21 protein-coding genes are annotated in these 23,933 nt (G+C 60.5%); 5 read left to right on the forward strand and 16 right to left on the reverse strand.

The genetic code is table 11. The features are described from left to right. Positions 1–3: 3 nt before the first annotated feature. Entirely contained in the window at positions 4–1,500 is a 1,497-nt protein-coding gene (locus F0M17_RS15840; RefSeq protein WP_149597530.1) for a 4-hydroxyphenylacetate 3-hydroxylase N-terminal domain-containing protein, read from the reverse strand. Between the two features lie 246 nt (positions 1,501–1,746). On the opposite strand from F0M17_RS15840, the gene F0M17_RS15845 reads away from it, so the two are divergent. Both F0M17_RS15845 and F0M17_RS15850 read left to right on the forward strand, forming a co-directional pair. After that, on the forward strand, positions 1,747–3,117 hold the full coding sequence (locus tag F0M17_RS15845) for an MFS transporter (RefSeq protein ID WP_236641138.1): 1,371 nt from the start codon (positions 1,747–1,749) through the stop codon (positions 3,115–3,117). Positions 3,118–3,284: 167 nt separating this feature from the next. Further along, positions 3,285–4,613: an LLM class flavin-dependent oxidoreductase gene (locus F0M17_RS15850; RefSeq protein WP_149597531.1), complete on the forward strand. Its 1,329-nt coding sequence runs from the start codon at positions 3,285–3,287 to the stop codon at positions 4,611–4,613. Between the two features lie 3 nt (positions 4,614–4,616). On the opposite strand, the gene F0M17_RS15855 is transcribed toward F0M17_RS15850, so the two are convergent. After that, positions 4,617–5,555 carry a LysR substrate-binding domain-containing protein gene (locus tag F0M17_RS15855; RefSeq protein ID WP_168202043.1) on the reverse strand — a complete coding sequence of 313 codons (939 nt, stop codon included), beginning with the start codon at positions 5,553–5,555 and terminating at the stop codon, positions 4,617–4,619. A 99-nt stretch (positions 5,556–5,654) separates the two neighbouring features. Between F0M17_RS15855 and F0M17_RS15860 the strand changes: the two genes are divergently transcribed. Then, on the forward strand, positions 5,655–7,220 hold the full coding sequence (locus F0M17_RS15860; protein ID WP_149597533.1) for an FAD-binding oxidoreductase: 1,566 nt from the start codon (positions 5,655–5,657) through the stop codon (positions 7,218–7,220). A gap of 115 nt (positions 7,221–7,335) precedes the next feature. Here the strand turns inward: F0M17_RS15860 and F0M17_RS15865 are convergent, their stop codons facing one another. The 13 genes from F0M17_RS15865 to F0M17_RS15925 form a co-directional block, all read right to left on the reverse strand. After that, positions 7,336–8,052, reverse strand: coding sequence for an SDR family oxidoreductase (locus F0M17_RS15865; protein ID WP_128470984.1), 717 nt, complete (start codon positions 8,050–8,052; stop codon positions 7,336–7,338). Next, the gene (locus tag F0M17_RS15870; protein ID WP_161567513.1) at positions 8,049–8,690 is read right to left on the reverse strand and encodes a TetR/AcrR family transcriptional regulator; all 642 of its coding nucleotides are present in this window, start codon (positions 8,688–8,690) and stop codon (positions 8,049–8,051) included. Before F0M17_RS15870 ends, F0M17_RS15865 begins: the two co-directional genes overlap by 4 nt. A gap of 104 nt (positions 8,691–8,794) precedes the next feature. Then, positions 8,795–10,777, reverse strand: a complete 1,983-nt coding sequence (locus F0M17_RS15875; protein WP_149597535.1) for an NAD(P)/FAD-dependent oxidoreductase — start codon at positions 10,775–10,777, stop codon at positions 8,795–8,797. Continuing rightward, complete coding sequence (locus tag F0M17_RS15880) at positions 10,774–11,613, reverse strand: ABC transporter ATP-binding protein (RefSeq protein WP_128470981.1); 840 nt, start codon at positions 11,611–11,613, stop codon at positions 10,774–10,776. Before F0M17_RS15880 ends, F0M17_RS15875 begins: the two co-directional genes overlap by 4 nt. Further along, positions 11,606–12,376 carry an ABC transporter permease gene (locus F0M17_RS15885; protein ID WP_128470980.1) on the reverse strand — a complete coding sequence of 257 codons (771 nt, stop codon included), beginning with the start codon at positions 12,374–12,376 and terminating at the stop codon, positions 11,606–11,608. Before F0M17_RS15885 ends, F0M17_RS15880 begins: the two co-directional genes overlap by 8 nt. Then, the gene (locus tag F0M17_RS15890; protein WP_128470979.1) at positions 12,373–13,221 is read right to left on the reverse strand and encodes an ABC transporter permease; all 849 of its coding nucleotides are present in this window, start codon (positions 13,219–13,221) and stop codon (positions 12,373–12,375) included. The genes F0M17_RS15885 and F0M17_RS15890 overlap by 4 nt, the downstream gene beginning before the upstream one ends. Positions 13,222–13,272: 51 nt before the next feature. Further along, positions 13,273–14,268, reverse strand: a complete 996-nt coding sequence (locus tag F0M17_RS15895; protein ID WP_168202044.1) for an ABC transporter substrate-binding protein — start codon at positions 14,266–14,268, stop codon at positions 13,273–13,275. 84 nt (positions 14,269–14,352) lie between these two features. Further along, positions 14,353–16,044, reverse strand: a complete 1,692-nt coding sequence (locus F0M17_RS15900; RefSeq protein WP_149597537.1) for a bifunctional 3-(3-hydroxy-phenyl)propionate/3-hydroxycinnamic acid hydroxylase — start codon at positions 16,042–16,044, stop codon at positions 14,353–14,355. Next, on the reverse strand, positions 16,041–16,787 hold the full coding sequence (locus F0M17_RS15905; RefSeq protein ID WP_128470976.1) for an HpcH/HpaI aldolase/citrate lyase family protein: 747 nt from the start codon (positions 16,785–16,787) through the stop codon (positions 16,041–16,043). The genes F0M17_RS15900 and F0M17_RS15905 overlap by 4 nt, the downstream gene beginning before the upstream one ends. After that, positions 16,784–17,236, reverse strand: a complete 453-nt coding sequence (locus F0M17_RS15910) for a nuclear transport factor 2 family protein (RefSeq protein ID WP_149597538.1) — start codon at positions 17,234–17,236, stop codon at positions 16,784–16,786. Before F0M17_RS15910 ends, F0M17_RS15905 begins: the two co-directional genes overlap by 4 nt. Continuing rightward, entirely contained in the window at positions 17,229–18,029 is an 801-nt protein-coding gene (locus tag F0M17_RS15915; RefSeq protein WP_128470974.1) for a 2-keto-4-pentenoate hydratase, read from the reverse strand. The genes F0M17_RS15910 and F0M17_RS15915 overlap by 8 nt, the downstream gene beginning before the upstream one ends. A 2-nt stretch (positions 18,030–18,031) precedes the next feature. Further along, positions 18,032–18,886 carry an alpha/beta fold hydrolase gene (locus tag F0M17_RS15920; protein ID WP_204675961.1) on the reverse strand — a complete coding sequence of 285 codons (855 nt, stop codon included), beginning with the start codon at positions 18,884–18,886 and terminating at the stop codon, positions 18,032–18,034. Between the two features lie 8 nt (positions 18,887–18,894). Further along, the gene (locus F0M17_RS15925) at positions 18,895–19,839 is read right to left on the reverse strand and encodes a 3-carboxyethylcatechol 2,3-dioxygenase (protein WP_149597539.1); all 945 of its coding nucleotides are present in this window, start codon (positions 19,837–19,839) and stop codon (positions 18,895–18,897) included. A gap of 636 nt (positions 19,840–20,475) precedes the next feature. Here F0M17_RS15925 and F0M17_RS15930 point away from each other — a divergent pair. Continuing rightward, a complete protein-coding gene (locus F0M17_RS15930; RefSeq protein WP_149597540.1) occupies positions 20,476–21,030 on the forward strand; it encodes a hypothetical protein in 555 nt (184 codons plus the stop codon). Positions 21,031–21,103: 73 nt separating this feature from the next. Here F0M17_RS15930 and F0M17_RS15935 read toward each other — a convergent pair whose 3' ends face one another. Then, the gene (locus F0M17_RS15935) at positions 21,104–21,814 is read right to left on the reverse strand and encodes a GntR family transcriptional regulator (protein WP_128470970.1); all 711 of its coding nucleotides are present in this window, start codon (positions 21,812–21,814) and stop codon (positions 21,104–21,106) included. Positions 21,815–21,949: 135 nt separating this feature from the next. Here F0M17_RS15935 and F0M17_RS15940 point away from each other — a divergent pair, with 135 nt between their 5' ends. Then, positions 21,950–23,932, forward strand: a complete 1,983-nt coding sequence (locus F0M17_RS15940; protein ID WP_149597541.1) for an NAD(P)/FAD-dependent oxidoreductase — start codon at positions 21,950–21,952, stop codon at positions 23,930–23,932. Position 23,933: the final 1 nt, after the last annotated feature.

Here is a 23,933-nt window from a genome sequence, read left to right on the forward strand (position 1 = left end):
TCCTCAGGCGCGCGTTGCCGCGGCGTCGAGGTCCAGTCCGGACTGCTCTGCCAGAACCGGGTCGATGCCCAACTCCGCGAACATCGCCTCGAAGGCACCGGTTTCGCCCTTCATCTGGGCCTTGCGGTGGTCCAGGCCGCGGGCACGGCCCACCGAGCCCAGGTAGAAGCGCTCGTAGAGCTCGATGCGGCTGCCCAGCGCGGATCCGGCGAAGTCCCACGCGGTGCGGAAGATCTTGGCGCGTTCCTCCGGCGCAATGCCGTTGGCCCCTGGCAGGTACTTCTTCAGCAGTGGGCCCAGGCGAGGATCCTCGAAGGCGGACGCGGTCGGGGTGGCCAGCAGGTTGTGCGAGCCCATCGACTTGATGATGTCGTTCACGCGTGCCATCCAGATTGGCATCATGGTGCGCAGCGCGGAGATGTCATCGTGGCAGAAGAACGCTCCGCCGCCCCATTCCGAGGCGTTGACCTCGGCCGAGTGGATCACGGCGCGGGCGATGCGCAGGTAGGAGTAGATTTCTCCGAGCATCGCAGCGGTGTCCGGCTTGGTATCGGTGGCGGTGACCTTGGCCATCTGCACGCACAGGTCATAAGCGAATTCCAGCTTCACCGACGCGCGGATGGCGGTCTGCTGCTGGGTGTTTCCGGTGGCGGTGCCGGCATTCAGGGAGTTGTAGACATCCAGCTGGCCGTCGATGAAGACGCGGTCCCACGGAACCAGCACGTCGTCGAAGATGATGACCGCATCCTGCTCGTCGAAGCGCGAGGAGAATGGCTTGTCCACCACTGGCTGGTCCACGCCGTAGTGGTCGCGGCATACCGAAACCACGCCCTTGGTGGCGACCGGGATGGCGAAGGACAGCGCGTATTCCTCGAAGCCCTTCTGGATCGGCACGGCCGGGTAGACGTAGAGCTCGTCGGCGATGGGGCCCAGGGTGGCGAGCATCTTCGCGCCGCGCACGATCAGGCCTTCTTCGGTGCGGTCCACCACGCGCAGGGTCAGTTCTTCATTGATGCCCTGCAGCTCGCCGACCGACTTGTCGATGGCCGCATGCACGATGGTGTGGGTCAGGGCCAGGTCCTTCTCCTGGACCAGGCGCCAGTAGTTCTGCAGGCGCTCGAAGTAGACCGGGTCCCCGGACTTCGCGAAGATGTCAGGGCGCGAGGCATGGCCGGCCAGCACGACGTTCACATAGTCCGGGGTGCGGCCGAGCATGCCGTTGGAGTAGCGGGCCAGGCGGTCGAATGCGCGGTGGCGGCGTGCGATGTCTTCCGCGTTCTTCGGACGAAGCAGCGAGACGTTATGCTGCTCGCCGGTCTCTTCATCGACCATCAGGCAGTCATCTGCATACTTGTGCTGGTAGTCGAAGTACGCTGCCATGCCGTTGATCGAGCCGGCAAAAGCCGGATGCTCGGTGACGTCAATGCGCTGATCTCCCAGCCAGACCTCGCGGGAATCCTTGAGCCCTGCCAGGTACTGCTCTCCAGTGCGTGCACTCATCTTTGCTGCTCCTTATCGGGCGTCCCGCCAAGCGGGTTCAAAAATATATTCTGTGCATCAGTTTATATAACCTCTGTGATTCAGATCAAGTCATTCGCTGAAGAAATTTTTCAAAACCGCTGAATTCCGCGGTTTTTACCTCTTCAAGAAAATATTATTGATCTTAAAATGCGTAAAAAGTGGACAGCGCGAGTGAAATGAGCCACTATGTCTTAAGTCACATCAGCGAAAAGGAAGGGTTCTCAGGTGTCCTCATCACAGCAGAACCGCCCAGCACAGGCAATGGAGCCCAGCGACTCCCTCAATACCAAGGATTTGCGCCGCATTCTCGGTTCCAGCTTCTTGGGCAGTGTCATCGAGTATTACGACTTCATCTTGTACGCCACCGCGGCGTCGCTGATTTTCGACAAGGTTTTCTTCAGCAACCTGACCCCTGGCTTGGCTCTCTTCGCCTCCTTCGGCACCCTGGCTGTCGGATACATCGCCCGCCCGCTGGGCGGCATTGTCTTCGGCCACTTCGGCGACCGCTTGGGACGCAAGAAGATGCTGGTGCTGTCCATGATGATGATGGGCGTGGCCACCGTTGCCATTGGCCTGCTGCCTACGACGGCAACCATTGGCGCGGCCGCTCCGGTCATCCTGGTCCTGCTCCGCGTAATCCAGGGTGTAGCAGTCGGCGGCGAATGGGGCGGCGCCACCTTGATGGCCCTGGAACACGCCCCGGCTTCCAAGCGCGGCTTCGCAGCTTCCTTCGCCAATGCCGGAGCTCCGGCCGGCGGCCTGCTGGCGACCTTCCTGGTTTCCTTCGTCTCCTTCTCCACCGGTGATGCGTTCCTTGAATGGGGCTGGCGCATTCCGTTCATCTTCTCGGCAGTCCTGATCATCATCGGCATGGTCATCCGCCTAAAGGTGGCAGAAACCCCAATTTTCCAGGAAATGGATGCGAAAGCCGCCGAACGCCAGCAGGAACGCAAGACCCCGATCTCGCTGGTACTGAAGAACCACTCCCGCACCGTCATCATTACCCTGATCGCTTCGCTCGGCTTCTACACCTGCCAGGGCGTCCTGACCTCATGGGGCGTTTCCGAAGCCGCGGCCCAAGGCGTGGACCGCTCCTTCGTGCTGAACACCAAGGGCTACGCGGCCATGGTCACCATCGTGGTCTGCTTCTTGGCCGCCAAGCTCTCGGACAAGTACGGACGCAAGACCATCCTGACCATCGGCGGCACAGCCGGTATCCTGTGGGCTTTCCCCGCGGTCTTCCTGATGAGCAATGGCACCGGCTGGGGCTTCGCAGTAGCAGTGATCGTCGGCAATGGCGTCATCCAGGGCATTCTCGCCGGACCGATTGGCGCTTACATCTCCGAGCTGTTCCCGGCCGATGTCCGCTATACCGGCGCGTCGCTGGCCTACCAGGGATCCTCAACCCTCGGCGCCGGCTTCACCCCGATGATCTGCACCGCGCTGGCCGTCAGCTTCGGCATCACCGCGGTTGGCATCTTCTGGGTGGCGATCCTGGTGATCGGACTGATCGCAATCCGCATCAGCCCGGAAGGCGCCGCATTGTCTCCGAAGACCGCTGGCTCAGCATCGGCCGACGCAAAGCTGAACGCCTAACCCCACCGCCGGTCCGCGTACCTGTGGGTACGCGGACCAGTTTTTGACTTCTAACATCAATTTTTCTGAATGCTATGGCACAAAAGTTCTCTATTTACTACTTTGTGGACTCTTGTAAACATGGATTCAGTGCTTCCCGTCGCATTCGCAGGAAAGGATGAGTTTCAATGACTCCCAAGAACCCCCAGCACATGGTGCTCACCACCTTCATGCTGCCAGCTGGCTACCACAAGGACTCGTGGCGCATGGACGGCTCGCGCTCCGATGAGCTGGCCAACCTGGAATTCGTCTACGACCTGACCAAGATGGCTGAAGACGCCAAGCTGGATGCCATCTTCTTTGGCGACATCGTCCATGCCAACACCGTGATGCGCGGCGACATCAAGATGAACGGCTTCTACGAGCCCATCTCGGTACTGTCCGCACTGGCAGCACGCACCAAGAACATTGGCCTGATCGGCACCGTCTCCACCTCCTTCTCGGAGCCATACAACCTGGCCCGGCAGATGGCCGGCCTGGACCACATGTCAGGTGGACGCGCAGGCTGGAACATCGTGACCAGCTCCGATGGCTTCCAGAACTTCGGCATGGACAGCGCCCCGGATCCAGCTACCCGCTACCGCCGCGCCACCGAGTTCGTCGAGGTAGCCAACAAGCTTTGGGATTCATGGGAAGACGACGCCGTCACGAACGACAAGGAATCGGCCTGGTACGTCGATACCGACAAGATCCACCCGATCAATCACGAAGGCGAATTCTTCAAGGTCCAGGGCCCGATCAACATGCCACGCAGCCCGCAGGGCCGTCCGGTGCTGGTCCAGGCAGGATCCTCGGGACCGGGCATGGAGCTGGGTTCCTCGGTGGCCGACGGCATCTACACCGCGCAGCCGCTGAAGGAGCCTTCGGTCGAGTTCTACGCGAAGTTCAAGGCCATGGCCGCGGCCAAGGGCCGCAACCCCAACGATGTGAAGATCATCCCGGGCATCCTGCCGATCCTCGGCGATACCCAGGCTGAAGCAGATGAGCTGGCGGAAGAGCTGGCCAACCACATCCACTTGGAGAACGGCCGCGTGCAGGTTGGCGCCGATCTGAAGATGGACCTGTCGTCGCTGGACTTCAACGAGAAGATTCCTGCCGAATGGTTCTCCGATGACCCGGCGCTGGGTTCGCGCTACCAGATCTACCGCCGCAAGTCGGTGGACCAGGGCATGACCCTGCGCGAACTGATCGTCGATCTGGCCCGCTCCACCGGCCACCAGTGGATGGCCGGCACCGCCTCGGCAGTGGCCGACCGCATGATCGACTGGTTCGATTCCAAGGCCTGCGACGGCTTCAACCTGAACGCCCCGTTCAACCCGGGTGGCTTCAAGCTGATCTGCGACAAGCTGGTCCCGGAACTGCAGAACCGCGGCTACTTCCGCACCGAGTACGAGGGCACCACCCTGCGGGATAACTTGGGTTTGTCCTACCCGTCCTCGATCCGCTCGCGCGTCTAGCCGCTAGGCGCGCCGGCCTGCAGTCTCGAAGAGCTCAGCTGCCACTTCCACCCAGGCTTGGGCACGGGAGTTCAGCCGCGAAGTACGGGGCCAAGCCACCGAAACCGGAACGACTGCAATATTTCCGTCATCCAGTTTCAGCGGCTTGAGCACCACATTCAACTCTTCATAGGGCGCCTCCAGGGCCGGCTGCTGGAACAGCACCGCCACACCACGGCCGGTGCTGACCAGCGAGCGGACGGTCGCATAGGAACGCGAACGGTGCCGGATCATCGGCTCCAGCCCGCTGCCCTGATAAAGGCCGAGGATACGCTGGGTGATCGGCTCGGATTCGAAGAGGACCAGCGGCTCCTCGGAGATTTCACGAAGCGACACCGATCGGCGACCCGCCAGCGGATGCCCCGACGGCAGCAGGATCTGCGCTTCGGCCATCGCCACGGTGGCCGAACGCAGAGCCGGTGAGATCTCCGATCCGTAGAGGAAGGCGACGTCGATGGAACCATCGAGCAGCGCGTCCTGCATTTCCTGGTGGAAGCCCTCCAGGAAATCGACCTCCACCTTGGGGCACTGCTCTGCGAAGGCGCTGAGCATCGAAGGAATGATGACCGGGCCCAACGGCATGAAGCAGCCAACGGTCAGCGGACCGGCCAGCTCTTCGCGGGTACCCTGGCCCATGGTTTCCAGATCATGGGCGTGGTCCAGCAGCTCGCGGGCCTGGAGCAGCACCATCTTGCCGCTCGCGGTCAGTGTCAGGCCCTTGGCCCGGCGCTTGACCGCCAGTTCGGCGCCGACGATGCGTTCGAGTTCGGCGATGGACATGGAGATGGCCGAGGGTGCCAGGTGCAGCCGCCGGGCGGCTTCTGCCATGGTTCCGGCCTCGGCGGCGACAACGAAATGCCAGAGCTGGCGCAAGGTCAGCTGCGGGTGGGACACAAGACTCATGGCATCAAGCTTATTGATGATGGCCATGTGCAATGCAAGATTTTTAGATTAAGACAGTGAGGCCGCGGCACCTGCCAGCGGCCATTGGAAGGGTGAATCATGGATCGTCGTGAAGAGTTTCTTCGGGCAGCCAAGGAAATCGTGGGCGCGGAGAACGTTGTTTCCCTGGGTGATTCCGAGGGGTATATCGATCCCTACCCGCTGAACCCGGGCCGCACCCCCTGGCCCGGCGTCCGCCCGGCCAACACCGAAGAAGTGCAGGCCATCGTCAAATTGGCCACCGAGCACGAGGTGCCGCTGTGGACCTTCTCCTGCGGCAAGAACCTGGGCTATGGCGGCCCGGAACCACGCGACACCGGCATGGTGGCGCTGGATCTGAGCCGCATGAAGCGCATCATCACCGTCGATGACCGCCTGTGCTACGCCGTGGTGGAGCCCGGCGTCACCTTCTTCGAGCTCTTCGAATACATCAAGGAACGCGGCCTGAAGGTGTGGATGTCGGTGCCGGCCTTGGGCTGGGGCTCGGTGATGGGCAACATGCTCGACCGCGGCTACGGCATGACCCCGCTGGGCGACCACGTGAAGTCGCTGTGCGGCATGGAAGTTGTAATGCCCGACGGCGACCTGGTCCGCACCGGCATGGGAGCCATGGACGGCACCGAACTGGGACCGATCTTCCAGGGCGGCTTCGGACCGACCCTGGACGGGCTGTTCACCCAGTCCAACTACGGCGTGGTCACCCAGGTCGGCCTGTGGCTGATGCCGGCGCCGCACACCTACGTCAACGGCGACATCTTCGTCGACGATGAAGCGCACCTGCCGCAACTGATCGATATCCTCACCACCCTGCGCCGCGAGGAAATCATCCAGAACAATGCGCTGTGCGGCAACGTTGTCCGCGCGGCGACCCTGCGCGGATCCCGTGCCGATTTCTGGGATGGCGAAGGCTCCATTCCCGACTGGCGGCTGGAAGAAATGCGCCAGGAATTCGGCATTGGCCAGTGGAACTGCAAATTCGCCTTCTACGGCGACCGTGAGCTGAGCGAACGCCGGCTGCAAATCGTCAAGGACCGGATCAGCGCCATCCCCGGTGCCCGCGTCGATGCCCGTTTCTACTCGGGCGAAGAGGGCCTGGCCTTGCAGCATGATGACATCGCCGCCCTCGACCGCACCCAGATGGCTGGCGTTCCGACCCTGAAGCCGCTATCCACCGTAGGCTGGGCTGCCGAAAATGGCGGGCACATCGACGCCGCCCCGATCATCCCCGCCCGCGGCGAACTGGTGGCCGAGTTCTACCAGGAAGCCAAGAAGCTCTATGAGAAGCACGGATTCGACCTGTACATCGGGTACCACCTGTACCCGCGCCACATGGTCCACGTGACGATGATCTTCTTCGAGCGCGGCAACGAGGAAATGCTCCAGCGCGCCCGCGCCCTGTACTCCGAGCTGCTCGATGCCGCCCGGGCCCGCGGCTACGCACCGTACCGCAGCCATGTGGACTACATGGACCGGATTGCCGACGGCTTCGACTTCAACGGCAATGCGGCCCGCCGCTTGCAGGAGAAGATCAAGGACGCGCTGGATCCGGCTGGCATCCTGGCCCCGGGCAAGCAGGGCGTCTGGCCTGCACGCTTCCGCGAAGAGCGTTCAAGCGTCCAGAACTAGCACCTGGCGCACTAGCCACAGCAATTCCCCTTGCCGCAAAAGCGGCAAGGGGATTTGTTGTACCCGGACACGGACCGATTATCCGTTGCCTGGCATGGATTCTGGCCGAAACGGCTTAGATCGAACGGGCAACTCCACCGTCAACACGAATGTTCTGTCCGGTCATGTAGCTGGATTCGTCACTGGCCAGGAAGCGCACGGCCTTGGCAATCTCGGTGCTGCTAGCGGCACGGCGCAAGGGAATCTTCTGGACCCATGCTTCAGGCACCGTGCTCGGGTCCTCTTTAGTGAAACCCGGAAGCACATTATTCATGCGTATGCCTTTGGGGCCGTATTCATCGGTGTACAACTTGGTGAAAGAGGCTAGGGCAGCACGGAAAGTTGCGGAGACGGGGTATTTGGGATTCGGCTCGAAAGGCGAGCTGGTGGAAATGTTCACGATGGTTCCTCCCCCATTGTTCTCTAAGTGAGGTGTGACGATGCGGCACATCCGGACCACGTTCATCAGATACATTTGCATGCCGGCTTCCCAGTCCTCATCGGTGATATCCAGGACGGGACCGGAGGCCGCGTGGCCCGAGCCGTTGACAACGACATCAATCCGCCCGTAGGTCTCCAGAGCAAGGTCAACCACAGCCTGCAGGTCTGCGGTCAAGCAGTTCGAGCCGGCTAAGCCGACACCGCCCAGTTCTTCGGCAAGTGCCTTGGCTTGGCCTGACGGCGAGAGGGCAACAATTCTATGCCCATCGCCCAAGGCCAATTCACGGGCTACCGCAGCGCCTATCCCGGAGCCTGCTCCGATAACAACAGCTACTTTCCGTGTTTCAGTCATTCAATCCCCTCATCGGATACCCGCTGAACTTCACGTGCAATCAACGCATTGACCGCGGCCGAAGAAAGCTCGGCGAATTCCATAAAATCAATCTCGTCGCCAGCAGAAGCGGCAACGTAAAATCCATCAGTGAGTGCCCGGCCGAGCACCACCATTTTTCGTGCGAAGGCCGGGTCGGCCTCCAGCACTTCATCTGGGATTTCCGGTTCAACCCGGGAAACCATCAGCTCAAACATTTCTTTTCTGACTTCCAGGTAGCGCTCACGCGCGGCATTGCCTTCCAACCGCTTTTCGAGCGCAAAGAGCAGTGCCAAGACCCAGAATGCTTCTGTCTCATTTTCGGGGTTGGTGGAACCACCGGCAGAACCTGCGATGCTGCGGCGCAGCAGGTCGCGGTTCGTTGGCCCGGTATGGTCGAGCTTCCACTGCTCAAAGCAGTAATCGATCAGGTTGGAAAATAGCTGCTCTTTATTGTTGAAGTGCCAATAGACTGAACCGACAGGCAATCCGGATAGTTCGGCGACCTTGGACATCGTGGTGCCTTCGTATCCGGCGTTAACTGCCAAAGTAAGCGCTGCATTAAGAATTGCCTTCTCGTTTTCGGGGGTTCCCTGGTGCGATCCATTGCGTCGGGCCACGAACTGCTCCTTCTCCTGTACTGCTTGAGTCAATACTGCAGAGACTACTGCACGCGGAAGCGCCCAACCCTCTTCCGCGTGCACCAAGTCATCACCGACTCTTTTCAGCGCAGAAATTCATGCTCATCTGGACGAACGGATTCCGTTGCTTCCCAATATTCAATGTTGGTGAATGGCCAGACTTGGGAAACCCTGCCCTTGCTGTTCTGATACCACGTTTTGACATAGGGCTGACCCCACGCCATTTGGCGGTTCTCCGCATCCACCCATGCCGTGAACCGATCCAGTGCTTCCTGGGTGACCGACAGTGCTTTTGCGTCGCGCTTGAGCACTTCGTGAATGGCCTTGAGTGCGTACTCACTGGCTCGTTCCAGCATGAAGTGCAGACTACCGGCAACCACACCGCCAACGTTCGGTCCGTACACCATGAAGAAATTCGGGAATCCCGGAACCGTGACGCCGTTATGTGCCCGTGCATCTGCTTGCCAGTAGTCGTGGATGCGCAAGCCTTCACGCCCAACTATTTCAATACCGTCCAGGTAATCCGACGGCTTGAACCCGGTGGCATAAATGACGATGTCCACCTCGTGATGGACTCCATCCGCAGTCATAATGCCGGTTTCGGTGAATTCGACGATTGGTGAGACTTCCAGTGTGGAGTGCTCAGCCTTGAGCGCTTGTGCCCAAACGCCGTTGTCGCGCAGCATCCGCTTGGCACCGGGCGGGTAGCTAGGGATCGCGTGCTTCAACAGATCGGGATGGCCTTCGAACTGCTCGCGGAGCAAGTCGATGAGCTCTTCACGCACCTGGTGGTTTTTGCGCGAAACACTCAGCGGCGCCTGTGGCCAATTCTCTTCAGCACGCACGGTATGGAAGCGCCCCGGTATTCCCAAGACCGTCGTCCACAGGCGGAACCACTGGGCGTAATGCGGAACCTTGCGCACCAGCCACGAGAAGGTTTCACTGACTTCCTGGTGGTATGCCGGTGCTGGCAGCATCCATGGTGCGTTGCGTTGGAAGACCACGAGTTCTTCAACGTCCTGGTAGATCGCCGGAACAATCTGGTAGGCACTTGCCCCGGTGCCAATGACCGCGACCTTCTTGCCCCGCCAGTCGACGCTCGAGTCCCATTCCTGCGAATGCATCTGGATTCCAGCGAACTTGTCCCGATTCGGGAATTCTGGAATGTTCGGGATATCAAGCTGCCCCGAGGCACTGATCAGGGCGTTGAAGCGACGGGTCTCGACCCCATTGCCATCTTGGGAAATCACGGCCTCCCATTGCCCCGCAGCTTCATCCCATGTGGCGCTGATCAGCCTAGTGCCATACTGGATTTTGCCGGACAAGCCGGCTTTGGCTGCCACCGTCTCCAGGTATTCCCGTACTTCTTCACCCTGTGCGAACTGGTGCGGCCAGTCGGCTTTCTGCGCGAAGGAATACGAGTAGCCGAAGGTCGGGGTGTCCAGCCGTACCCCTGGATATTTGTTCTTCTGCCAGGTCCCGCCCAAACGGGCGCTGGCTTCAATGATCTCAAAAGGCACCCCGGCCTGCGCGAAACGGTGAGCTGCCGCAATCCCTGCCACCCCCGATCCGACGATCAGCGCGGTGAACTCCTTGCCTGCGACAGCGAAATCCTCATACTGCCACGTCGGTGCGCCGCTATTTTCAGGCAGTATCGACAGCTCGTGCTTGAGCATGTCGGCCCATTCGGAGTGGCCATTGCTCAGATAAGCCAGGATCTCTTCAGCGGCCTGCGGCTGCAGAGCTGGCGTTGCCGTGATCTGCTGATCGCGCAGCTGTATCAGTCCGGACAAGGCCACGGCCTTCCCCTTCAATACTGCTTCTTCACCCATGCCGCCATGCGGGTGGTTCTTGGTATCCACCGGGGTCAATGGGGGACGCAGCTCTTCGGCAAGGATCGCGGTATTCGACGTCGCGGCAGCGATGGCGGCCAGAAGCGCGGGCAGGTCCGCCTGATCCACGATTCGGGCCAGCTGCTCATCGCTTTCGGTGATCAGTTCGCTGTTCGCCTGCCAGAACAAGTCATCGGCTGCCGGTGCCAGGGTGTTCACGCTGTTCTCGCTCATGCCGCTGGTTCCTTGACTCGCAGGACGTCGGACTGCCCGTCGGTATTCGTCTTGGCCCGCTGGACTTGTTCGTAGACCTCCGAGCGCAGCTCGCCAAAACGGGCTTCGCTGCGGGTCGTCAGCTGGTTGCGGTCGACAGGCAAGTCGATCTTGATGTCGTTCTGGATGACGGTCGGTGAGCTGGAGAGCACCAGCACGCGTTCTGCCAAGTAGACGGATTCGTCGATATCGTGGGTGACGAACAGGATCGTCATGTTGTGTTGCTTCCAAATGCGGCGCACCAGATCTTCCAGCTCTGCGCGGGTTTGCGCATCCACCGCGGCAAATGGCTCATCCATCAGCAATACGCTGGGCTGTGCGGCCACGGCGCGAGCAATCGCTACGCGCTGCTGCATGCCGCCAGACAGCTGCCATGGGTACTTCTTGCCGGCCTTCTCCAAGCCCACGGATTCCAAGGCATCCTTGACCCGGCGGGCCCGCTCGCCCTTGGCTACGCCGCTGGTTTTCAGCGGCAGGTCGACGTTGGCTTCCACCGTCATCCAAGGGAAGAGGCTACGCCCGTACTCCTGGAAGACCACGGCCATGCCCTTGGCCGGGCCATTGACCGGTTTGCCATCCAGCACCACAGTGCCGGAGGTGGCGTTCATCAGGCCGGCGATACACTTGAGCAAGGTGGTTTTGCCACTGCCTGAAGGGCCTACAAGGCAAACGAATTCACCTTCATGCAGATCGAAGGTCAGCGACCTCACGGCTTCGAATTCATTGCCCGAGGACAGCTTGTAGATCTTTTGGACCTGATTGACCTCAAGCCGGACGTTGCTTTGCTGATTAGTCATTTTCGTTTTCCTTTAATCCTTCGTACCAAGCTAGGGTGCGCCGATGAACCCACCCGAAGATGATGGAGAGCACGACGCCGATCAGGCCAAGCAGGAATACTCCGCTCCACATTTCAGGGATGGCAATTCGGTTCTGGAAGTTGATGGTCCAATGGCCGATGCCGTCTGTGGAAGCGAACATTTCCGAGACCACCATCAGGATCAGCGCCACTGCCAAGGACTGGCGGATGCCGGCCATGATCTGCGGCGAGGCGCCGGGCAAAACCAGATAGCGCAGGCGATCGACTTTGTTCATCTGCATCATCTGTGCGGAGTTCTTCAAAACCTCGTCCAGCGAGGTGACGCCGGCTACCGTATTCAGCAGGATCGGCCACATGCAGCTGAGCACAATCAGGGTGATCTTCATAGTGTCGTTGATGCCAATCAGCAGCAACAGCACCGGGATCAGGATGGTGGAGGGAACGGCTCGGATAAATTCGAACAACGGTTCCAGCAACCAGCGAAGCCACCGTACCGACCCCACGAGGACACCGAGCAGCACGCCAATGACGATTGAAATCCCCAGTCCGGCCAGCAGGCGGTAAAGGCTCGGGATGACATCCGATAAGAAGCGCTCGGCGAACCAGATGTCCACGAAGCGGTCAAAGAGCTCCAGCGGCTTCGGGATGAAGAAATTCGCGTAGAGATCCGTGTAGATGAACCACGTCGCAAGCAGAATGATCGGCAGGCCCAGCAGGTAGGCGGCCTTCTTGAGCAACGTCATAGCGAAGTGCCTCCTCGTACGCTTTGATGCCAGAACAGGGTCTTGCGCTCAACGAAGCGCATAATCATGTTGATAGCAATGCCCAGCAGTCCGCTGGTGATGATCAACGCATAGATTGCTGGTGCTGATCCATTGATCTGGGCGAAGGCCACTTCCTGACCCAAGCCCGGGGTGCCCACGATCAGCTCCACGCTGATAGCCAGGATCAGCGCAATCGTTGCCGACAAGCGCAGCCCGGTCATCAAGAACGGCAGCAGTGTGGGGAAGAGCAGGTAGCGCACACGCTGCGCGAAATTCATGCGCAGCGTCCGGGCTGTATCCACAGCAACCTTGTCCACGTCTGAGATCCCGTAGAACACCTGGATCAGCACCACCCAGAAGCAGGCGTAAATGATGATCATCAGCTCTGTGCCGATCCGTGGGCCGAAGAGCAGGGCTGCAATGGGAATCAGCGCCACGGCCGGGATCGGGCGGAAGAATTCCACTGTCGAATGGGTGGCCTTTGTCAGGATTCGACTCGAACCGATAATGATGCCCGCAATGATTCCCAAAACGGTGGAAATCGATACGCCCAGCAGCCAGGCCTTCATCGTGTTGCCCACGGCGGCCCAGAATTCCGCATAGGCGAAATTCATCACGAAGCGTTCGAGAACTACGGTTGGCGGCGGCATGTGGGTTGCGTTCACCATCCCGGACACCGAGACCACCTGCCAGATGGCAAGGAACAGCAGGATCCCCAAGGTGCCCAGGGCAACCGGTCCCACCGAGGTCCACGAGACCCGCTTGCGCCTCGACGTGATATTTACCCTGCGAACCGATGCCGCAGGAAGCGCTGGATTACTCATGAGTTCCAGCCCCCTTTCAATTGTCGCTGGCTCAATCGCCAGGCGCTGAAGCTACTTGCTCCATACCGTCTGGTCGATGTCCGGACGTTCTTCCACGAGTCCGTATTCCTTCATCAGATCGGCGAACTGGTTCAATGCGTCTTTGTCCAGATCCGCGTTCCATTCGATGAAGTCGGTCTTCTCAGCGGCAGCCTCCGAGGTGCCCAGGACTTCCGGCAGCAGCGCCCGGACTTCGTCCTGATGCGCTTCGGCGTAGGTCAACGTCTTATCCAGTGCAGCAGTGAAGCCGTCAACCAGCTCCGGGTCCTCCTCGGTCAGAGCGCCACTGGAGACGATCACCAATTCCGCTCCGCCAAGCTTCGATTCCTTGATGAAGTCGCTGATGACGACGCCTCCGTCTGCAACAATCTGCTGCAGGAACGGAGGTCCCGCCATACCGGCGTCAATCTCGCCGCTTTCCAGCTGCGCGGCGACTTCGTTCAAGCCCAACTGCACGAAGTTCACCTTGTTCGGATCGCCTCCGTCCAGCGAAATCGCCTCTCGAATGCCGATGTCCCCGATGCTTCCCAGCGCGTTGATGGACACGGTCTTGCCCTCGAGGTCCTTAGCGCGCTTGATGTCTGACTTCGGACCGACCAATACTGCAACGGAATCCTCGATGATGTCCGGACGGTTCTTGGCATAGCCCGAAACGATCTTCACATCAAGGCCCTTGGTGGTGGCCACCAGAGGTGTGGTGGGGCTCGCCAGCATGAATTCCAGGCTTCCAGAGGTCAGCGACGGAAGCTGAGCCGCGCTGCCCTGACCGAGCAGCATTTCAAGATCGATGCCTTCCTCTTCGAAATAGCCCTTGTTGATGCCCAGCTGGATAGCGCCAACTGCGGAGGATGGGAACAGACCGATGGTCGCCTTGGCAAGGCCGCTGCCGGCGTTTGAGTCCGATCCCGTATCAGCGCCACCGGAGATGGAGCCCTGCGCGCAACCGGTGAGGCTAAGCGCTGCGATCAACCCGAGAGCGGACAGTTTGCGAGTGGTTTTGGTGTTCATGAGAGTTCTTTCTTTCATGGATGGGGTGAGCCGTGGTTGGTCAACGAAAAGGAATACGGCGGTGTCGTGCGGTGTGTCCGCGTCCTAGCGGGCCGGTTGGATTTTTGCGGCCTGTGCTTCAGCGATGGTGTTGCTTTCGTTCCTTCCAGCTGGAGCAACGCTGGCTTTGTCGAGAACCCGATTCAGAGTCTGATCCAGGTTCTGAATCAGACATTCAGCGGCGACCACGTGATCCGGGCGGACCACCACTGCAGAGACTGGGTGCTGATGGAACCATTGCTTCAAGACACCTGCGGGGTCGCCCACGACCTGGACTCCCGGCATGGCATTCTGCTGCGCCCAAGGAAGCTGGACGCTCGGAACTACCTGCACCAGGCTCGCCCCCAAGGCCTCGAAGCGGCGACGGCTCTGTTCGCTCAGGAAGTTCGATGGATCGTTGTTCCATGCGTAGATTCGCCAGCCGAGATCGGTAGCGTCATCCAGCAGGACCTCGCCGCATTCGCCGTCGATCACCTTGGGCTGCGGGAAGAGCATCCCGGTACTCGACTTCGCACCTTCTTCCACGGGGACCGCCTTGGAGTCCTGCGAGGTATCGTGCACCACTACCCCCCGCGTGTACTTGGGCATCGGCTTGAAGCCCTGACCCGATACGTAGGATTTGAGTTTTGGCAGATGGTCGATCACCGCTGCCGTGGCATCGCGCACCGCCGAGGTGATCTTGCTGCGATTGGTGACCACCTTGGACATGCCCACCGACAGGTCAACCATGGCTTTGACATGGTCACGCCGCTCATCCGCATAGGTGTCCAGCAGCTGATCGGTGGCCAAGCCGCGGGTGACAGCATGCAGCTTCCAGCCCAGGTTCATCGCATCGCGAACGCAGGAATTCCATCCCTGGCCTGCGACGACCGGCATGACATGAGCGGCGTCGCCGGCCAGCAGCACACGATCCTTGCGGAAGCTTTCGGCAACACGAGCATGGTGCGCGTAGACGCGGCGCCGGATGATGTCCAAGCTTGCTGGATCGTCCACATGGTCCTTGAGCAGCTTGTCCAAGAACTCGTCGCTGTCGACGAGTTCATCGCTCTCGTCTTCCATCAGCGAGAACTCCCAGCGGCGGATGCCATGCGGCAAGCTCAATGTTGCGTAGGCGCGAGATGGGTCGCCGCCGAACACCGCGTGCGGGGTGCCCAGCGGATCATTGGCAACGTCGATCACCACGCCGCGCTGCGCACGGGTGGTCCCGGGGAAGCCAATGCCCAGCTTCTTGCGGGTGAACGATGCACCGCCCTCGCAACCGACTACGTAGTCTGCGCGGATGGTGCGTTCTTGCCCGGCATCCCCGATGGTGACGGTGACGCCCTGGGCATCTTGGACCAAGTCGGTGGCTTCCGCTCCAAAGCGGACGTCGACGCACTGGTAGCGGCTGATGCCTTCGAGCAGCACCTGGTCAACCAGCGGCTGCACGAAACCGTTTCGGCGAGGCCAGCCGAATTCCCGGGTGGTCGGATTGATGTTCGCGATGACCTTGCCCGACCCGTTGACGATGCGAACCTGCTGGTCCGGAACGGTGTGCACCAGCACTTGGTCAACTAGGCCCAATGTCTGCATGGCCCGCAGCGACTCGTCGTCGATGCCCACGGCCCGAGGGTAGTCGATCAGCTGCTCACGAGCCTCGATCAGGATGGTCTTGACCCCCAGCTTGCCCAGCAGATTCGCCAAGGTCAGGCCGGTGGGACCGGCGCCGATGATCAGGATTTCAGTTTGCTCGCTCATGCCTTTTCCTCCAATGCCGCGAGTGAAACCCGTGCTTGTTTTCCAACGTATAAAAGGTCGATGCCCAGTCCTGCGTAGGCCAGTGAATGACTGCGCATGGCAGCCGCGGCAAAGGCCGGGTCGCTGCAGTACAGTCCCAAGCCGATGCCCTGCTCTTGCGTGATCGTCGCCAATTGCTCGACAGCCTCCGCCACCGGGCCCTCTTCCCAGTCCGCCCGTCCGGGCAGTCCGTAGGTCACGGCCATATCGGAGGGTCCGATGTACAGCGAGTCGAGTCCCGGCACCGCAGCGATCTGCGCGGCCGCTTCCACGCCGGCGGCCGATTCAATCTGCACGATGGCCGATACCGCTTCGTTGCCTGCTTGGCAGTAGTCCGCTCCCTGATAAAGGTTCGGGCGCGTCGGGCCAAGGCTGCGGCCGCCCAACGGCGGGTACTTCACCGCTTGCACCAGTGCACGGGCCTGTTCCACGGTTTCCACGCTGGGTGCCACGATGCCGCGTGCTCCGCTGTCGAGCAGGCGGCCAATTACTCCGGAGTCGATGCTGGCCACACGCGCGTAGACCCACTGGTTGCCGCGAGGGATTGCACGCAGCATGCTGCACGCTTGGTCCAGCCCGATCTCTCCGTGCTGCAGATCGATCATGACGCCGTCGTAGCCGGCGTTCAGCGCGCTTTCGACTACCGCCATTGAAGGGAGCGCAATGTGCAGCAGTACCGGTGCGTTGTCTGGTTCGCTGCTCATTTTTCTGAACCTGCGGCAATCTTCGCCGCATGCTTTGCGGCGTTTTCCGCTCCGAATACCGGGACGATCTCGCGGCGCTGGATCAGCCACTTGCCATCAACGTTGGTGTACTCCTCTTGGAATTCGCCAACACTTGCCGGATGCAGTGGATCTGGCTGGCTGTCGCGGAAGGTCATGTAGTAGGTGGTGCTCTTGACGACACCGTCCTCGACGTAGACGCGGGTGCCGCCGGAGAAGTGGCGCACGATTCCAGCGTTGATCTTGCTGCGGCGTTCGCCCCATGCCTTGATCGCTTCGCGGCCTTCCATCACGCCCATGGGGCCGACCGAACGTCCGTCTTCGGCGTACAGCTCATGCAGCTTGTCGGCGTGGCCGTGGTCCAGGAGCCAGTGGAATTCAGAGACCAACGCCAGGATTTCGTTGCGGATATCTGTGGTCAGTTCAGTCATTGCTGTTTTCCTTGCTGATCAGGGTCGCGGAGACTTCGCCGAAACCGTGCGAGTACTTGGCGGTGTAGGTGACGTCCTCGTCCCAGTCGACGATCATGCCGATCGATCCGGACAGCAGGATCTCGCCTGCGCGCAGCGGCTTGCCGGTGCGGATCGAGGTCTCTGCCAGCCATTGGACGGCGTTGATTGGTCCCTGCAGGACGTTGCGTCCCACGCCGCGGGTGACTTCCTCATCGCCGCGATAGAGCACCATCTCAACCTCGTCCAGATCGACTTCGTCGAGCTTCTTCCGGGCTCCTCCCACCACCAGGCCTTCGCAGGCGGCGTTGTCGGCCACGGTATCCAGGATGCTCATCTTGTAGTTGTGGTATCGGCAGTCGACTAGTTCCATCGCCGGGACCACGTAGTCGATAGCTGCCCTGATGCTGTCCATGTCCGCTTCAAGGATGTCGTGCTTGAGCACGAAGGCGAGTTCGGCTTCGATCTTCGGGCGGATGAATGCCGAGCGCGGGCGGTCCACCGGGCTTTCGAAGACCATGTCATCGAGCACGATTCCATAGTCCGGCTGGTCTACACCTGCTTTCTTCTGCACCATCGGGTTGGTCAGCCCTACTTTGCGGCCCACCCTGCGAAGGTTGAATTCTTCTTCGCGGCGCTTGGTGTTCAGCTCCGAGATCGCGTAGGCGGAATCCAGGTCGCCTTCCTCAAGCTGATGGCGGATGAAGTCGATGGAGGTGAGATTGGTGCGCGCCTCATACAGGGCATCCGCGAGCTTCTGGATAGTTGCCGACATGTTCAGCCCTTCCTTGAAAGAAAATCGATGGCTCGTTCGTTGAATTTCTTCGGGTCTTCCCACTGCGGCCAGTGCGCCGCATTTTCGATGACGAGCAGTTCGCCGTCGGGCAGGTGCGATGCGAGCTCGTGGCCCGTATCCACACCGCCAGTTGGCTCGTGGTCGGTCCAGACCAGCAATGTCGGGACCTTGGCCGCCGCATAGTCTTCTTCGGTCACCCGGTTCCGGAAGCGGATCTCAGAATTCTGCAGCACCAGAATGTGTCCGATGGACTGGCTGAATCCTTCACGGGAGTAGACAGCCTGCCGCATCCGAACCAGCTCGTCGGAGATCAGGTCTTCGTTGTGGATGACGACCTGCAAGCGAGCCTTGACGTTTTCGAATGTTGGGTTGTCGACGGCGTCGCGGGTGACCGAGCGTCCTTTGCTCATGGCTGGTTTACCGACGATGCGGCCCCCCGGTGCGCTGAGAATCAAGGTGTGCACGCGATCTGCATGCTTCTGTGCAAACTTCAGTGCAATCCAGCCGCCCAACGACTCACCGCACAGGTGTGCACGCTCCAGGCCGAGAGCATCGAGCAAACCGATAAGGTGCTCTTCATAGTCGCTGATTTCCAGATCGGCTGTCGCCAACGTCGAGAAGCCGTGTCCTGGGTAGTCGTAGGCTACGACGCGGTAGTTCTCGGCCAGTGCGCGGATGTTGTGGGTGAAGGCTTCGAGGTGACCACTGGTTCCGGCCAACAGCACGATGGTTTCTTCACCGGATCCGACGGTCAGGATCCGGGTGTTCCATTGGCCAATTTGCTTGTATTCCAAGGTGTGCGGGACATCGCCGATGGCCTGCCACATGGTGGTCATGCCAGTGTTCATTTGGCACCATCCGCGATTGCTGCAACGACGCCGAAACCGGCGCCCCACGTTTCCACCGGCCAGTACTTGTCTACTGCCATGGAGTAGCTGCCATGGGCGGACAGCGCAGCGAAGGCCGCGATCCAGGTACGGACTTCATGCGCGCCGCTGCCGCCTTCTGCTCCGAACCATTCGTTGGTCCACTGGTCTACCACCGATAGATCTCCGCTGCGCAGCACGTCGAGCACTTCGTTATCCCAGACTTCGTTCAGCGGCTGGGTGCTGGCCTTGCCTTCAGCGAACTTGCGGATATTGGCAAGCATCGTTGATTCCTTGATCTCGCGCTGCTCTGGGGTCATGGTGGCCTCGATCAAGCGCTGGCGCACTTCGTCAGGAGCGTCGTCCCATACGGGGATCGGCGGATTGTGGGACAGGCCGCCGGAAGCGAAGACCAGCACCTTCTTGTCCAGCTTCTGCGCCGCGCGCCCCAGTGCTTCGCCGAGCAATCGAACCCGGCTCATCGGGGTGAGCGGGAGGCCTACGGAATTCACGAAGATCGGGACAAATGGGTTGGTGAACCCGTGGCCGAAGACAAACTCGAGTGGCTGGAGCACACCGTGATCCACCTGGAGATTCTCGGAACGGGCAATGTCGATTCCATCTTCAAGGATCAATTTATGCAATTCACGGGCGGTGTCTCCATCCACCGGCAGTGGACCGGCCGCAGTTCCCCAGTCGCCTACGCCGCTAGCCTGCGCGCCAACGCAGAACGGCGGCATCATTTCGTACATCACGCCATTGAAATGGTCCGGACCCAAGGCGATGGTGATGTCTGGAGCGAAATCTTCGACGAATTTGCGAACGTCTTCGATGGCTTCATTGATCTCGGCAAAGGTCGTCCCGCCTGGATCGACATTTCCAAACGATGGCGCGTGGGACATGGCAGCAACTGCAAGTGTCATTTTCAGATTCCCTCGGATACTTCGGAGCGCCCTAGCTCCGCGAATTCAACAAAACGTGATCTAGATCATTACTTCTAGAACCATGATTCTAGAGTCTTGCGTCACATAAGGCTAGCCCTCGGAATGATTTTGTCTCGCAAGAAAGGGTCCAAGCCAACGGGAAAGGCCCCTTTGAGCAAGGCTGTTATTCAGGGAAATAGCCATGGGAAAATCGTCTATTTATTTGTCGAACAATGCATAACTTGAGATCAAGTAGAGTTTCCCTAGAAGGTTTCAATGGCGCTCTCACGCCATGAAGACGATGCCAGGCGCGCATCGGCGCCTGATCGAAAATTGAAGAAAATTCTTCAAAAATAGTTCGCCCCTCTATCGCAGATGCGGCAATTAGGCTGCAGAGCCGCGCAGGAGGGCACTTGGAGTCGTTGGGGACAACAAGTTGGCAGCTCGTCAAGCCTGAGCGCCAGCAATGCTCGAAATCCACTGCGTGCCGCTATTAAACGGAACCGAAGTACACTGAAAACCGGCGGGGCAAGCAAGCGACTGCAGCTTGGGGCAGCTGGCGCGATGCCAGGAACCAGAGGCTCATCGACAGGGTTCGAGCCATCCATTTCGCCCCTCGGCAAGAATCAAGGTGAGATGAAAGAACCAGCCGTACAGAGCGAACCGTATATCCTGGTCCCGCACACGGTGACGGACCTCGACGATTTCGTCGCGCATCCCGAAAACTACCTGGTCAGCATGTTCCAGGAGCCTGGCCGTGCCGCCAGCATTTGGCGGGATCGGCTGAACAGAAACCCCTACGGCAGTGAAGGTTTTCTTTCGCTGTCGTACCACGGGATCGAATTGATTCCAGGCGAGCTGTGGGATGAAGTGAGCGGGATCTGGTTCGAGCTGATTGAACTGGTCGAGGAGTATCTGCACAAGGGATCGGCTCAACGGCTGTTCCCAGGCCAACCCGTGCCGCTTCGCCTGGAGATGAAGGAACGGTCGACTCTCTTCACCGTGAACCAGCACAAGCACCGTGTTGATCCCAGCGATTTCATTCCGGGAATCCTGGCAGAAGCCCAGCGCTACTTCACCTGGGTCGAAGAAAACATCGGCACCGGCGAAGGCCAGGTGCTCCAAGCCATTGATTCCTTGCGCACCCGCTTCTTGAACGGGCGCATTCCCCCGCGGCACTCTCGATCCTGAGCCCTGGAGCCGAGTTTCCGCGCATGGCGGCGGGCCGCATCTTGCCTTGGCTGCGCCGCGAAACAGCTTCCGGCTACTTCAGCAGCTTCACATGCGGCAGGCAGGCCAAGCCCACCTCGCCGCCATTCTTGACGGCGCTGAGTGTGGTTTCGTAGTGCGCACGCAATAACTGCCCTGCCAATTCGGCATCACGGTCCAAAGCCGCGTTCAAGATGTCGCGGTGCTCCTTGTCCAGATCGCGTTTGGCATCGCGCGTTGCCGGCCCGGCCCAGCGCCCGTAGAGCTGGATGAGATCCGACAGCGTTCGGGTCATCTCGGTCAGCAGTGGAACTCCGCAGGCTTCGACGAGCTTGTCGTGGAAGGTTTGGTGCGCGTGATTCCATTCCGGGGTGTGGTTATCCGGGTCTTCGTCCGAACGGCGCGGGGTGCGCTCCAGGGTGTGGTGTGCGGCCATGAGCTCGCTCTCCCACTCCAATGGCGCGCGCTCGAAGCCCAGCGAGATGGCCAGCTGCTCATTGACGCAACGCATCTCCACGATGTCCGTCAGTTCGGCCAACGACAACTCGGGCACGAAGAAGCCCTTGTTGGCGCGAAGGGTCACCAGCTTGTCCCCCACCAGACGGGTCAACGCTTCGCGAATGACCGTGCTGGAGGTTTCATAGTGCTCGGAAAGATGCGTGAGCTGGAGCCGGGCACCTGGCTCCCAGCGCCCATCGAGGATATCGGTGCGCAGGGTGTCACGGATGTGCTTTGACATCGTCTCTGAATCGGTGCGTTTCGCCATGACCTAGATCATACCAAAGTCGGTAAAGAATACATTTTTAGTTGACTTATGCATAACTTGACGGTGACACTGGTTACATACGCGTCGACCGGCCCTTGCCGCGCACGGCCCGAAAAGACTTGCTAGGAGTAACCAATGAGCGAATCACTGATCGAGACCGCCACCACCAAACAGGTAGATGACCTGTACTGGCGTGACAACTACTCGGCGATCACCGAAAGCGACGAGCAGCTGCGCCAGATCGTCGCAAGCACCGAACTGCCGCCGCTGATGGTGGCCCTGGCCGCTGCCACCGGCGATTACTCGATCCTGCGTGATGAGCTGCGCCCGCCGCAGCCGCCGGTTGACACCGTTGGCCAGCCGCACGGCGGCATGGATGCCGCAGCGCAGGAGGCAGCCCGCGAGCTGGCCTTCGAGGCGCTGCGCACGATCCGCGACGAGAAGATCACCTCGGTGGGCACCCTGGATGACGAGCAGGCCACCACGATCCTTGACTGGATCACCAACCAGGCCACCAGCGATTACCACGAGATGCTCAAGCACGACATGGCGCTGGTCCCAGAAGTCAGCGGCGCACCAGCCTTCACCAAGGACCAGGTGGCCCCGACCCGCGACTTCACCGTGGCGGTCATCGGCTCGGGCGTGGCCGGCATGGCTGCCGCCTACCGCCTGAAGCAAGCGGGACTCGACTACACGGTCTTCGAGAAGGGCCACGAAGTCGGCGGCACCTGGTGGAAGAACACCTACCCAGGCGTGCGCCTCGATACCCCCAACTACGCCTACTCCTTCTCCTTCGCGCAGCGCGATGACTGGCCGCAGCAGTTCTCCGAAGGCGCCGAAATCCACAAGTACACCCGCGACGTGGCAGAACGCGCCGGCATCACGCAGAACATCCAGATCGGCACCGAGGTCCTTTCGGCCACCTGGGATGAAGAAGACGGCCACTGGGTGCTGGCCATGGTCGTGGACGGCGGCCAGGTGCAGGAACGCCGCTTCAATGCCGTACTCACTGCCGTAGGCCAGTTGGACCGCCCGAAGTTCCCGGACACCCCGGGCCATGACAAGTTCGCTGGCATCCACGTGCACTCGGCCGAATGGAAGCCGGGGATCGAGCTGAGGGGCAAGAAGGTCGCTGTCATCGGCACTGGCGCCAGCGCCTACCAGATCGTTCCGGCGATCGTGGATGAGGTCGCAGAGCTCAAGGTCTTCCAGCGTTCTTCCCCATGGATGCTGCCTACCCCATTCTATTACGAGGACATGCCCGAATCCGTGACCTGGCTGGTGGAGCACCTGCCGCAGTACGGCCAATGGCTGCGCTTCTGGCAGCATTGGCTCGGCGTCGAGGGCCGCCAGCACACCACCGCCGCGGACCCGAACTGGACCAAGGAAGGCTCGGTTTCGGCGATCAACGAGCGCGTGCGCCAGCAGCTGACCGAAATGCTCAAGGAACAGTACGCAGACCGCCCGGATCTGCTGGCGAAGGTCACCCCCGACTACATCGTGGGCGGCAAGCGCATGCTGCGCGACAACGGAGTATGGGCCAAGAGCCTGAAGAAGCCACAGACCACCCTGGTCACCTCGGGCATGAGCGAAATGACCGAAGCCGGGATCATCGATGGCGAGGGCACCCTGCACGAGCTGGATGTCATCATCTACGCCACCGGCTTCCAGGCCTCCGAATTCCTCGAGCCATTGCGCATCACCGGCCGGAATGGCCAGGACCTGCACGAATACTGGGGCGGCAACGCCACCGCCTATGCCGGCGCCACCGTGCCGGGCTTCCCGAACCTGTTCATCGTTTCCGGCCCGAATACCGGCCACGTGGTCAATGGCTCGCTGTTCTCGATGATCGAGTACGGCCTGACCTACATCCTGGACGCGCTGAACATCGTGCTGGAAAAGGACCTGAAGGCCCTGGATCTGAAGCAGGACGTGCTGGATGAGTTCGTGGCGGACCTCGATGCCGCGAACGCCCAGAAGGCCTGGGGCCACCCGGACGTACACACTTGGTACAAGAACAAGTTCGGCCGCGTCTCGCAGATCTGGCCTTACCCCATCGTCGAGTACTGGAACATCACCCGCGCAGTGGACCAGTCGCAGTACACGGAAATCCGCTAGG

The organism is Glutamicibacter sp. ZJUTW, assembly GCF_008370855.1.
Lineage (GTDB): Bacteria > Actinomycetota > Actinomycetes > Actinomycetales > Micrococcaceae > Glutamicibacter > Glutamicibacter nicotianae.